The sequence below is a fragment of the Aureliella helgolandensis genome (assembly GCF_007752135.1).
GTDB classification, from domain to species: Bacteria; Planctomycetota; Planctomycetia; order Pirellulales; family Pirellulaceae; genus Aureliella; species Aureliella helgolandensis.
The window spans coordinates 8255718-8268518 of sequence record NZ_CP036298.1 but is presented as its reverse complement, the minus strand read 5'-3'; the positions used below and the strand labels follow the sequence as shown (position 1 = coordinate 8268518).

The 12801-nt window shown below is 56.3% G+C and carries 8 protein-coding genes; 1 reads left to right on the top strand and 7 read right to left on the bottom strand.

All coding sequences use genetic code 11. The annotated features are described in order from the left end of the window. Positions 1-15: 15 nt before the first annotated feature. The 6 genes from Q31a_RS29135 to Q31a_RS29105 form a co-directional block, all read right to left on the bottom strand. Positions 16-1035 carry an ABC transporter permease gene (locus Q31a_RS29135; RefSeq protein ID WP_145086258.1) on the bottom strand — a complete coding sequence of 340 codons (1020 nt, stop codon included), beginning with the start codon at positions 1033-1035 and terminating at the stop codon, positions 16-18. A 397-nt stretch (positions 1036-1432) separates the two neighbouring features. Further along, on the bottom strand, positions 1433-2917 hold the full coding sequence (locus Q31a_RS29125; RefSeq protein WP_145086255.1) for a sugar ABC transporter ATP-binding protein: 1485 nt from the start codon (positions 2915-2917) through the stop codon (positions 1433-1435). A 40-nt stretch (positions 2918-2957) separates the two neighbouring features. Then, positions 2958-3965 carry an ABC transporter substrate-binding protein gene (locus tag Q31a_RS29120; RefSeq protein WP_197355909.1) on the bottom strand — a complete coding sequence of 336 codons (1008 nt, stop codon included), beginning with the start codon at positions 3963-3965 and terminating at the stop codon, positions 2958-2960. 392 nt (positions 3966-4357) lie between these two features. Further along, positions 4358-5668 (bottom strand): 3-keto-disaccharide hydrolase, encoded by a 1311-nt coding sequence (locus Q31a_RS29115; RefSeq protein WP_145086252.1) that lies wholly within the window; start codon positions 5666-5668, stop codon positions 4358-4360. A gap of 440 nt (positions 5669-6108) precedes the next feature. Next, positions 6109-9285: a protein kinase domain-containing protein gene (locus tag Q31a_RS29110; RefSeq protein WP_145086249.1), complete on the bottom strand. Its 3177-nt coding sequence runs from the start codon at positions 9283-9285 to the stop codon at positions 6109-6111. 97 nt (positions 9286-9382) lie between these two features. Further along, positions 9383-10126: an RNA polymerase sigma factor gene (locus Q31a_RS29105; protein ID WP_145086246.1), complete on the bottom strand. Its 744-nt coding sequence runs from the start codon at positions 10124-10126 to the stop codon at positions 9383-9385. Between the two features lie 241 nt (positions 10127-10367). Here Q31a_RS29105 and Q31a_RS30595 point away from each other — a divergent pair, with 241 nt between their 5' ends. Then, positions 10368-10523, top strand: a complete 156-nt coding sequence (locus Q31a_RS30595) for a hypothetical protein (protein WP_197355907.1) — start codon at positions 10368-10370, stop codon at positions 10521-10523. Positions 10524-10968: 445 nt separating this feature from the next. Here Q31a_RS30595 and ggt read toward each other — a convergent pair whose 3' ends face one another. After that, positions 10969-12747 (bottom strand): gamma-glutamyltransferase, encoded by a 1779-nt coding sequence (ggt, locus tag Q31a_RS29100; RefSeq protein WP_145086244.1) that lies wholly within the window; start codon positions 12745-12747, stop codon positions 10969-10971. Between the last annotated feature and the right edge of the window lie 54 nt (positions 12748-12801).

Here is a 12801-nt window from a genome sequence, read left to right as displayed (position 1 = left end):
TTGGGAGCTACCTACCTAATTGTTCTGATTGCGGGAGCGAAACTGATCTAATGTGACAGCTGCGATAATGATGACGCCAATCATGATGTCTTGCGTTGAATTTTGGATTTCCAGTTGCGAACAACCGCTGGCGATAACTCCCATGATGGCAGCTCCCGCCAGGGTACCAAGCACCGAGCCGCGACCGCCACTCAAGCTTCCACCCCCGATGACTACCGCCGCAATGTATTTTAGTTCACGACCGATGCCTTCGATCGGACTGGCCACTTTTACGAGTGAAAACGAGTAGATACCCGCGATGCCAATCAGCAAGCCACCTAGCACGTACACAATGACCTTGGTTCCCAGAATGTTGACCCCGCACAGCCGCGCCGTCGATTCATTAGAACCCAAGGCGAACAAGTGCCGGCCAAAGACGGTGTAACGCAGCACGATCGAAACTAGAATTGCAATCCCGATCGCGAGCCACACTCCCGTGGCGATCCGCGGAAAACCTCCTTGCCAATCGGGCGGCATCGTTGAGCTGAGTGTCGATAGCCAATCGGGCAACAGTCGTCGCTCCACAAAAACCGTAGAACCTCCCGCCAATCGCTTGGCAATTCCCAGGAAGATGGTCATCGTCCCGAGTGTGACAATGAACGGAGGGATGCGTAGCAAGCCGATCAACAAGCCATTGATCATGCCGCAAGCGGCGCCGGCGGCTAGCGTCAAGAGAACCGCTTCCGCCGCAGATCGCTCGGCACTCAGGCTGATGGCTAGCACCGTCGCGCATAGAGTGGAGGCGGTCCCGGCTGAGAGGTCAATTCCGCCAGAAATTATGATCAACGTCATTCCCAGCGCTGCGACAGCGACCGGTGCTGCTTGCACCAATACGACGCGGAAATTTCGCAGTTCACTAAAGTGTCCGGCACCCCACACCTGATCCGCGACCGCAAACCCTAGAGTGACAACGACCAGAGCGAGCAGCGGTCCAAACGCTTGCAGCCAGCTCCAAAGTCGGGCGGAAGTCTGAGACGAAGTGGTCTTGTTGGACATGCGGTCAATTTTCAAGCGTGTTTCAGATTTGGGTGGAACTGTGTCGAGAAGCCTCACACCACGTAGGTCCGTCTCGCCTAGGCCGGCAAGACGGCATCGCACTGAGTATCCTAGCAACTGACTCTACAATCAATGGTGATCGCCTCAGGAAAACTTACCTGGAGCAAACAAATTCCTGTGCTCCGAGTCTCAAGGTCATTGCATGAACGATTAGGCCACAGGCGGGCCAATCTTTTGCGTTAGAAATTCTCTCAGTCGCGAGTCGTCAACTTTGGAGAGTGCTCCGCGAGGTATGACTGACATATCGCGTAAACTCGCAGCCAGCCCGTTCTGCGAGCTGACTCGCTGTGCGCGTGGCACTCCTCGGCGAGAGCCGCGTGTGGTGTGATTGATGGCGTCAAGAGCTGATGGCGACCGACAAAATTTCGTTTTCCGTCCAGTGGTCGACCGAGCGCGTTTCTAGCAATCGCCCTTTGGACATAACGCCCAGTGTGTCGCAGACGGCCAGTAGTTCCGGGAGGTAGGAGCTGACGAAGAGAATGGTTTTTCCTGCAGCAGCCAATTCGCCGATCAAGCGATAGATTTCCGCTTTGGTACCAACATCGATGCCGCGGGTCGGTTCATCGAGTAGAAGGATTTCTGCGTCTTGATGCAAAACTCTGGCTATGGCGACCTTCTGTTGGTTGCCACCCGAGAGATTTCCAATCGTCTGCTCGGGGCCTTGCGCCTTGACATTGAGTTGCTGCATCCAATCTCGCGTGGCGGCACGCCGTGCGCCGAGTCGCATGATGCCTGCCGTTGAATAGGTCTGTAGCTTGCTGAGCGTTAGGTTGTCGGCGATCGATAGACTCTGTGCCAACCCTTCACCCTTGCGGTCTTCCGACACGAACCCCAGCCCGGCACGAATGCGTGCGTTGGGAGAGCAAGCTGGGTAGGCATTGCCAATTTGCACGGTACCTTGGGCCGCTCGATCCAATCCAAAGAGTTGCCGCAACGTTTCGGTGCGCCCAGCGCCGACCAGCCCAAACAGTCCAAAGATTTCCCCCCGGCGGATTTTGAGCGAAACTCGCTGCGGCAACTTCTTGCCCGACAGCTCTTTGACCTGCAAAATAGGCTCACCAAGCTGGTGTGGGACATGCGGAAATAGGGTTTCCACGCTGCGGCCCACCATGAGCGAGACGATGGCGTCGTTGGAGGTATCGGTGAGTAGGCCACTGCCGGCCGGCTCTCCGTCGCGGAGCACAACGTATCGATTCGCAACCTCCCGAATCTCTTCCAGAAAGTGGCTGATGTAGATAATTGCCAAGCCTTGGTCTTGGAGTCGACGTATGACATCGAAGAGTCTTTGGACGTCTTGTTGCGTCAGGGAGCTGGTCGGTTCGTCGAAAACTACCACCCGCGCTTCGGCAACAAGAGCTCTGGCGATTTCGACCAATTGCTGAGCACCAATCGAGAGGGTCCCAACAATGCGATCGGGAGTGAGATCTGGGTGCCCCAGTAGACTCAATGCTTCACGAACTCGCCGTCGTTGCTCGGATCGGCGAAGGAATCCCCCTCGCTGTTGCTCGATGCCGAGCATGATGTTGTCTTCAACCGATAAGTGGGGAGCTAGGTTGAGTTCTTGATAGACAATGGCCACGCCGGCGCTGCGCGAGTCTTGCGGGCGTTTGGGGGTGAGTGGCTGTCCCGAGATCTCCATGGTTCCCTCGTCAGGGACGTGGGCCCCGCTGAGAACTTTCATGAGTGTGCTCTTACCTGCACCATTCTCACCAATCAACGCAACCACTTGGCCAGCGTACGCGTCGAGTGCTACGTTCTTTAGCGCTTGCGTGGCTCCGAATCGTTTGGAGATTCCACGCATTGACAGGAGAGGTTGTTCCACGTTAGATCCATTGCAGGAAAGCCGGAAAAGCAATGCAGCCTTAGTGTTCGACGGCGCCTGGCTTCAGGAGGCGGTCGTAGGGAGCCGTATGCTGGTTCTCACCCGTGGCAACGTATTCTCCAGTAGATGTCTTGGGTTCGACCGTTTCGCCACGCAAATGAGCCGCGATGGCTAACACCGATTGACGTCCCATTTCAAAGGGATCCTGGAGAACGATGCCCGACACGCTGTCGTCACTCAGGCCGGCGATCAAGCGGTCGCTGGAATCGAAGGCAATGAACTTGACCTTGCCCGCAGAGCCGGTTTGAACGAGCGCTTCGAGCGTCCCGTTACAGTTGGGTTCGCACACGGCGAAGATGCCGTTGACTTCTCCATCGTACTTGTTGAGCAATTGTGTCGCCATGGCGAGGGCTGATTCGGTGGTCGTGCCGGCATATTGGTCGGAGGAAAGGATCTTGATTTCGGGCATTTTATTCAGCGTTTCCAAAAATCCTTCTTCGCGTTGCTCTGTACTTTCGCTCCCTTCCTTGTAACGCAGCAGGATAACATTTCCCTGGCCTCCCATTGCCTCGGCTAGCTTTTCTGCCGCCAAGACTCCTCCATGGTAGTTGTCGGTAGCTACGTAGCTGACCAGCTCGGCGCCATCGGCCAACCCGCTGTCAAATACCACGACGGGGATATTTTCCGCATTAGCTTCGAGGACAACGTCGAGCAATGCTTGAGAATGGTTTGGGGCGAGGCAGATTCCATCGACTTGTCCCGTAATGAAATTTTTGACTACGGAGATTTGCCCCATGGTGTCAGCTTCGGTTTCCGGGCCCTTCCACAGCACTTCGACATTTCCCAATTCCTCAGCGGCCGCTTCGGCGCCCGACTTGACCGCCATCCAGAACTGATGGCTGGTCCCCTTGGGGATAACGGCAATCCGCAGCTTGCCGTCGGCACTGGCTGCACCCGATTTGCTGGCAGAGGATTCGCTCCCCGGTTCGCATGCGGTCAATAAGAGGCATAGAGTCAAACAAAATACGACAGAAAACATTCGTTGCATGGGAAAATAGCCTTTGGCTCAGAGAAGACGAGGGGGTGGGAGGCGTTCGTGGTCTTGGTTTGGGAGCTTTACTGGGGCAATCGATGAAGGGACGACAGTCCACCACTGACCACTGTGTTTCCAGGCTGTGACTGGGACAGAGTCTGGGGTGAGCGATGAATAGCCGCCTTCTCTAAAATGGTGTTAGTGTTTGTTGCCTTCTGTTCCATTGGACAGAGAGCTTCCCGTCGAAATTTGGCTAGGAATTAGCAGTAAGTAATAGGTGCGGATACGCCAATAGGTGCGGACACGGCCCGGGGGGCCATGCTACTGGCCGGTGGGGCACGGACTGGGTGACACGGCCCGGGGGGGCCATGCTACCAGCCGTGCCACGGGTTTGCTGGAACTGCCGTCTAGTGTAGCGGCTTGATCGCGATGCGACGGAATTGGACGGGGTCGTTGTGACCCGCAAAACCAAAATGACCTTGCTTCAGACCAAGTCCGGGATGCTCTGCATTGTCTTTGTATTCCTTGATCTGATTGACATCGGCATCGACGATGATGGTGCCGTTGAGTTCCACGCGGATCTTAGAGCCGCTGACGGTAACCTCTTGATAATTCCATTCACCCGTTGGCCGCAAATAGCCGCGGTGTGCTGGTGCGACGCCGTAGACTGAGCCGTGATATTGGCGCGGGTCTAGCGTCGCGTACTTCTCAGCATCGTCATCCAGTATCTGCAACTCACACATTCCATCGTAGGAGGCTCTGCCTTCTCCGGGATAGCGGATTGCCAAGCCGTTATTTCCTCCGGCTGGCAGTTTGAATTCAAGTCGGACGGCGAAGTCGGCGTACTGGTCCTTGGTAAAGAGCACACCACCCTTTCCTGGCTTGCACTGCAACGTGCCATCGACGACTTCGTAATCGTCCGTGGCACCTTCCCAGCCAGTGAGATCTTTTCCGTTAAACAGGGAGGTGAATCCGAACCGGGCATCATCTCCGCGCAGACGGCTGATCGCCTCGTCCGCATCGATGGTTCGCAGGTTAATATTGCGCCAGCGGATTTCTCCACCGTGTGTCTGGAGATGGATTGGGCCTTGGGCGGGGAGTGGCGTGAGACGATCTTTGTCCCAGTAGTTTTCCATGATCGCTCCGTCGACGACCAGCTTGTGATTCAGTTCCACCCAGGTCCGACTACCGATTTGCACAATGTGAAAATGATTCCACTCGCCGAACGGCTTGTCGGCAAATACTAGCGGCAGTTGTCCTGGCAGGTCGGCTCGATTGTTGAACAGCCCTCCGGAGCCTTTATCTGCATTGCGGTTCCATTTTCCGCCAGCTTTGGTGGTGTCCCAAATTTGAACTTGAGGTGTTCCGCGGAGGTAGATGCCGCTGTCGGCCAGCGCCACGGTTTTGTAATCGAGTTCCAGTTCGATATCACCATACTCTTGGTCGGTGGTTGCGTAGGGGCCATGTCCATCGTTGACCAATTCTTGGTTGTCCACACTCCAGTGTTTCACAAACTCTGGCTGTTGATCCGCAATGGCCTTTTCTCGCTGCCCCGCTTCCGCCTTGACGGTATTGTGAGGATTGTCGCCGTGCCAACCGCTCAAATCTTTCCCATTGAACAAGGAGACCGAATCGTTGGGACTTTGAGCAAAAGTGTTCGTCAACGCGATGGACGAAAGGCTTAATAGGAGCAGACGTCGAAATAATGGCAGTTTCATGGCGGGCTGGCAATCTCGGTGAGGGATTGTGAGGGATGTAATTGGCGGGCGGGTTGGTCGAGTAACAATTGAAATGCAGTGCCTATTGTAAACAAAAAAGAGTCTCGGCGTGCGATACCGTCTGAATCCAGTTCCTATTGGTGCCCACGGGCGAATCGGACTAGTCCGCGACTTTGGGGAACTTCAGTTCAATCTTGAATCAACTACGCAAGCACGTGTCTAGTAAGTCAGTCTGGTCTTAGTAGGCAAGTCGCATCAAAGGCACCTGACCTATTTGTCCTATTATTTCCAACGCTGCTGCGCTTCGAACGTTTTGAGTGGACCCGGCGAATGCCCTCCCCGGCCGCATCGCATCCAGCCTCCCGCAAGTGCGAGGTGTGGTGTCGTGTGATCTTGGTGCCTTGGTAGCGTCTCCCGATGATTTGGGGCTGCAGTATTTGCTATTTTGCCACTACGAAAGTGCCGGCGCACCGGTCACTGAATAGCCGCTGGCGGCTGCGGTAGGCGACGACGGCAAAGCAGGCAACTAGGACGAGAAACGCAGCCACGAATTGCTGATGTGTTACCGGCGATAAACGGTTGGACTGGAACGATCCGTATACTACGAAAGCAGCCATGGGAATGAGTCCGCTGAACACCATGCGGATGAACACGCGCAGCCCAGATGCTGGCTGTCCACGACGGTTCGCAAACGTCAAGCCAAACAAGCGCACTAACGCTCCACCGCGAAACAGCAAGCCTGTGATCAGGCTGGGGAACCAGATAAGCTGCAGCCATGTGAGCGCGCCCCAGAAAATAGCTGATTCGCTACTAAAAAACGCATTGACCAGTGGCCGAGGCAAAGTCTGCTCAGCCGCGATCGCCTCAAAGAGTCGGGCAGCTTCTGTCGCCTCGTCGTTCGTTGGGCGTGGAGTTGCGAAGATGCGATCTAAGGTGCTACGATATCTCATCAACTGAGTTTGGCCATAAAGCGAACTCATGCGATATGTATCTCGGTACACCTCTTCAAATTCGGCACGAATGTGCTTGACGATAACGTTGCGACGCTCCAGTTGGCTGAGGCCCAAACCGCGGTTGCTGTGCTCGCGTAAATACATGGCGTCGGCCAGCTCGCGTACTTCCGGCATCGATGCTTCCTGCCGATCATAGAGAACGGATGTCGCTAGAAGGGAGATGATACAGAAGCACGGGAGTATGAACGATGCAGCCAGCATGCCCGCGACTCTCGATTGCACTTGAACGCTGCGGCGGCGTGCCAATTCGTTTGCGATGGGAGACGCGTCGGAGAGGCTTGAAGCGGCATTCAGTTGGTTCAGGTCTCCTTGCTCGCTCAGCGACATGCTTTGCGACGTCCCTCCTACCAATGCAAACTTTTTTTCTAGTATTGCCGTGATTTGCTGGAGTGTAGTCAAGCGTGTGTCAGTAGCGTCTGAGCCGTGGTGGGGCTCCACGGGCACAGAAACTTCAGCCTGCATGGGGCCAGCGCCTACCGCCGTTGGTTCAGGAAACACGGCAAATGGTAACAGCTTAACTTGACCCGCGTCTGTTATCCAACAATGCTCCAAGGAGACTTGGTCGCTGGCGTCCATGGCATTTAATTCGATGGCCAGCTCCGCTAGGCCGCGTTTGGCATCTTGCCAATCGATCGAAGTCGGTTCGATATCGGAGAGTGGGCCGCCACTGAGTGCTTCGTAGCAGTCCCAACTTTGAACGAGCTCGTTCGACTTCTCGCCGGCCGAGGCATGACTGCCACCGAGCCATCGCAATTGAGTTCTTCGGCGAATGTCTCGAGCGATTTCGTGAGACGACGTATCCACGGATAACTCACTGGAGGCGTCGGCTCGGTGAATCCAAACTCGCCGTAGCAATCGCGCATCGTATCCGAGAAGTAATTTGCCCGAATCGGTTTTCCCAATCGTATTGAGTACGTGATACGGGCCTACGGTCTCGGCGCCGCGAGTGTTGAACGAGTCGCTAGTTGTGATTGCCGACGAGTGAACCGACGGGCTGACAAGTTTGACCACCACACGGGTGCCCGTTAACAAATCGTAAAGGGATGCATTACCGTTTCGGCTGCGCGCGGAAGCAAACATCGCTGCACCGATTAGAAATCGCGACCACCCCAGTAGAGCCATTGTGAGTGCTTGGGGAAATGAGAGCCCAGCTTTCATGGTTTGCCAATAGCCGAGTGAGTTCGCAATGAGCAGTGGTATCAGCGGGACGAGTAAGAAGAGTGCGGACCGCGTCAAGGCGGCTGAGAGTTTGGGTTTCGATTGATCGCTGGTGACTCGCAGTCCCAATAAGTGTTTGCCGAACGTTTTACCAAAGCGCCATTCGCTAAGTGCGAAGTACAACCACTGCAACGCGATTGCCAAGGTCGATAGCAATAGGGTCGATACACCTCGAAGCGGGTCGCTTGCGAGAACCGGTTGACCCTGTGAAAATATGGAAAAGGCGGAGAGTGGTAAGAACGCAATACTTAGCAACGTAAAGTCGATTGCGCCTGCCAGGAAGCGGCTGCCCAGTGGAGCGGCGACCGGCGCGTGCGAACCAAGCGGCAGTAGTGCTTGGCGCAGTTCGTTGTATCCGCCGAAGCGTGCGCCGGGAGATTTTCGCAAGCACCGCGCTACAATCGCGTCCAACTCGGCGGGTACGTTCGGTGCGATCGCCTTCAGTGGCGGTGCCGCGTTGTCGAGGACGCGAGCGAGAAGCTGGACCATGTTTTCCGCTGCGAATGGAACTTTGCCACTCAGTAAGTAATACAGTGTGACGCCAACGGCATATATATCACTACGATGATCGAGCGGCTCGCCACGCAATTGTTCTGGTGATGCATAGGCCGGAGTGCCAAGAAAGGTGCCTGCTCGGGTTACTTCCGTCATCGTGGGCCGTAGCGGATCACTTTCCATTCGTCCCGTGGTGGTGATGGACAGCCCGAAGTCACCGATCTTGACTTGACCATCTTCGTCGACGAAGCAATTGTTGGGTTTGACATCGCGGTGCAGTACACCGGCTTCGTTGGCGGCATCCAGTCCGTCAATAATCTGCAGCACGGCATCGACGGCGCGCTTCGACGAAAGAGGTCCATCGCTTTTGACGCAGTCGCCCAGGGTTCGGCCACGAACCAATTCCATGCTTATCACAGGTCGACCGTTGATTTCCTCGGTGCCATAGACGTAAACACTGTTGGGGTGGTTAATGGACGCCGCCAATCGGCCTTCACGCAGGAACCGGGCTCGCGCCGCTCGGTCGTCCCAGGAATGCGTCATTACTTTCAAAGCAACGCGGCGCGAGGTGGGCAGATGATCGGTCTCGTACACAATGCCCATTCCGCCGCGGCCCAGTCGCCTGACGATTCGGTAGTCGCCAAACGTTTCGCCCGATGTCAATTCACCAAAGTCGTCTGAGGCTTCGGGCCTCGATCCTCCCAGCGGAATCTCCCACGAATGGGATAAATCCAGCGAATGCGGTCCCATGCTCGTCCCGTCGGTCCGAAGTGCATCTCGCAGAGCACATGCAGGACAGTAGATTCGTTGCTGAATTACGGCCAAACGCTCTCCGCACTCGGGGCACTTATCTGGCGAGATATCATCAACGGTCACGGTTGGATTGGTCATGGCTGGATTTCCTGGCTAAGTGTCGGTGTCCAGGAATTAGATAAAGCAAGCACCAGAGATGGTTACTAGATATTTTAGAAAAATTCTTAGAAAGTGCCTAACGGTCTCGCGTCGGCCTGAGTGCTGACAACAGCGTTTCCAATTCGTCCTGAACGTCTCCTGTCGACTCAACCGTGGAAGCCACCGACTCGCGAAGTTGTAATCGATACTCTTTTCTTAACCGGTGCACGGCGACTTTTACCGCTGACTCGGACATGCCAAGCAATGTTGCCGTTTCAGCGTAAGTCCGCTCGGTACCGCTAACGGATAGACTGGCTGACAACAACTGAAATAAATGTGCTTTGCCACGCCGCCTGTAAGTCGCTTCTGTTCGGCTCAGCGCTTCGTCCATCACCGTGATGGCCCACTGTCGTTGAAATTCGTCTTCTGCCGAGGCGAATTGCATTGGCTGGTTGATCAATTCGCCCTCGGCATTGCGAATGTCGAGACTTAACAAACGCACCGCTCCGCCGCGTTTGAGGGCCATGTTGTGATCGCGTTGGTTGTGCAAAAAATTGGTCAAAGAGGTGAGTAAGAAAGTGCGAAATCGCCCCCGCGACGGATCGGCAATTCGTAGCGCCGGTCCGTCAAGCAGCTGAACGAAGAACGCTTGGATCAAGTCCTCGGCAGAATCTGGCGACTTGCCACGATGACAAATAAAGCCGTAAAGCGGTCGCCAGTATCGCTGACAAAGCTCTGCCAATGCATCGCCGTGTCGCGCCGCAGCAACATCCCCCGCCGCGAGCACTGTGCTCCACTGCGTCGTCTCAAACGCATCTGGTTCAGCCGGTGTTCTGCTCATGATTGACAATTTCCAGTGTGCTGCTTCATCGCTTCCACTATATTCTAATCAATCGCGAACGGGGGAGGGGAGCACTGCACGCTACGGTTGCAATGCCATTGGAAAACACTTCTTGATTGTACCGTGGGGCGACAGCCATCCCCGCCCCGATCGTTGACAACGATTCGATGGGGCGATTCGAATCGCTTCGGCGATTGGAAGAATAAGTTGGTGTCAGTCGGGTAACGCTGAGTCACGATTCGTGTTATGGCATGTGGATACAGCCGCCAACCTGCATGAGTTTAGCGCGCCGGGTGCCTATTCCCTGGGCGGAAATCTTGAGCCGGGAAAGTATCGCTTACTTGCAAATTCCGGAGGCAGCGACTTTAACCGGCAGTCGAGCATCGCGACAGATTAGTTGTTCCGGCTGCAAGTCGGAACAAGCGTTCCCGAGTCCTCCGGCAGCTTGATCGTCTGGGGATGCGGATGCTTGGTCTTCACTCGACGAACAGGAGAGTCACCAGCACAACTCTAGCTCCAGCGGGGCGAAGATCGCGGGGGTAAACGAAGAGGACCGAGTCGTGCAGCGCCGTCTCCATCAGTGTGCAGTACTCGCTCGGTCCCCGCCAATCAGGTTGGCAGGATAGGAATAGGGCGACCGCGAACGACGCTAAATATGCGAAAGTTTTAGCGTCCGAGGCCGCCGTTTGCACCGTACCTCGCTCCGTCTTCTTTTCGTTTCTTTGGCATTTTTCGCGGTTGTCATTCTGCTCTGCTTGGGGAGCCACTAGTGTCCGTCTCGGAGAGGCAATCCTACGTGGGGGAGGTGAATTCTTGGCGGGGCTCGCTTAGGTGGGAATGGCTCAGAGGGACAGGGCGGCGCTTTCGACCCTGGGGTCGGAGGCGGCGGTCAGCTCTCCAGTTTCTTCGCGCGTGATGCCTTGGGCGACCGCTGCGGAGGCAATGCGATCTACGTGATGCCCGCGCTCCTCCAAACCGGCGACAATCGCTGCGGGCATGGCGGCTTCGCAGATCGTGGTGTCGGGCGACCACTGATGGTGCACGCGTGGTGATGCAATGGCTTGTGCGATGGGTTGTTGCAGATCCAAGACGCGGACCAGTAGCTGTAGCACCGTGGTGATGATCTTAGGGCCACCCGCCGCACCGCAACTGAGGACGGGCATGCCATTGGTGTCGAGCACCAGAGTGGGGCTCATGCTGGATAGGGGCCGCTTGCCGGGAGCGACGAGATTGGCAGCCGAGCCGACTAGGCCAAAAGCATTGCGAACGCCGGGAGAAATACTGAAGTCGTCCATCTCGTTGTTGAGTACGACGCCGGTGCCTGGAACGATCATTTTGCAACCGAACGAAGTGTTTACGGTTTGCGTGATGGCCACGACGTTACCTTGTGCGTCCGCAGCGGTTAGGTGAGTGGTGTGTTTTTGTTGGCCAAACAGATCGAGATCCGCGCGAGGTGGCATGCCATGGCTGGCGACTTCGGTGACTTGGCTGAGATCGATGGAGCTAGCGCGTTGGCGTAGGTAATCCAGGTCCAACAAACCGCGTGGGACCTTGGCGAAATCCGCATCGCCTAGCCAATAGGCCCGGTCGGCCATCGCCCGCTTCATGACTTCGATTAGCAGGTGCAAGCCTTCGGCTTCGGAGGACTCGAAAATCGACCTCACGTCGTAGCCACTGAGCATTCCCAGCATCTGAGCAATGTGCACACCTCCGGAGCTGGGTGGTGGGAAGCCCAGCACGGAATGGTCACGATATTGCGTCTGGATGGGAGGACGCTGGACGGTATGGTACTTGGCGAAGTCGTCGGCAGTCATCAAGCCTCCAGCCGAGGCGAGGAAGGTGGCTGCCTTGTGGGCAAATTCTCCTTCGTAAAACCATTCGCTGCCCTGTTCAGAAATCGCGCGTAGCGTGCGTGCTAGATCTCTTTGCTGGATCGTCTGTCCCGCGCGCCAGGGCTGACCCGAGCTGTCGAGCAGGATGCTGGCCGACGAGGGGAATTGGCGGAGCCGGCTGGCCGACGACTTCAGCACTCGGGCGTATCCCTGGGAGACGATGAATCCCTCTTCCGCCCGCTCGGCGGCCAGGTGGAGGGCGGTCTTCCAGTCGATTTGGCCATACTGTTGGCTCAAACGCTCCAGGGCTGCGACTAGGCCAGGGACCCCAGCGGCCAGCGGCCCGATTTGACTCAAATTGGGGTCGGGCCTGCCATCTCGGAAGAACATTTCGGGAGAGGCGGCCTGCGGAGCCATCTCCCGGCCATCGATGGCAACGGTCGTGCCATCTGGCTGGCGAACCAGAGCTAGGCAACCACCGCCGAGTCCCGAGTTGTGTCCGTCGACTACGGACAGCATGAGTGATGCGGCCACGATTGCATCGATTGCATTGCCGCCTCGCTCCAACGCCGCGATTCCGGCTTGGCTGGCCAGCGGGTGGACGGTAGCAATCACTCCTCGAGAGCTGTGCGCGACCTGAGCAGGGAGGGCGTCTGTCGTGGTGTGGGTTTGTCCCCTCAAAAGGAGGTTATTCCATCCCGCTGCGGTAGAGAAGGCAGCCGCGCTGCCCACGCTGCGAATCGTAGACTTGCTGAGGAATTCACGACGGCTGAGTTCGGGGCGTATCATCCAAGGTCGCTTTCGTTCGGAGCGGGAGTGTTCACGTAGACGGTAAGGACTACT

Excerpts from the sequence above, each read along its gene's own strand:
- Q31a_RS29135 (WP_145086258.1), bottom strand. The coding sequence starts at position 1,035 with ATGTCCAACAAGACCACTTCGTCTCAGACTTCCGCCCGACTTTGGAGC.
- Q31a_RS29120 (WP_197355909.1), bottom strand. The coding sequence starts at position 3,965 with ATGCAACGAATGTTTTCTGTCGTATTTTGTTTGACTCTATGCCTCTTA.
- Q31a_RS29115 (WP_145086252.1), bottom strand. The coding sequence starts at position 5,668 with ATGAAACTGCCATTATTTCGACGTCTGCTCCTATTAAGCCTTTCGTCC.
- Q31a_RS29110 (WP_145086249.1), bottom strand. The coding sequence starts at position 9,285 with ATGACCAATCCAACCGTGACCGTTGATGATATCTCGCCAGATAAGTGC.
- Q31a_RS29105 (WP_145086246.1), bottom strand. The coding sequence starts at position 10,126 with ATGAGCAGAACACCGGCTGAACCAGATGCGTTTGAGACGACGCAGTGG.
- ggt (WP_145086244.1), bottom strand. The coding sequence starts at position 12,747 with ATGATACGCCCCGAACTCAGCCGTCGTGAATTCCTCAGCAAGTCTACG.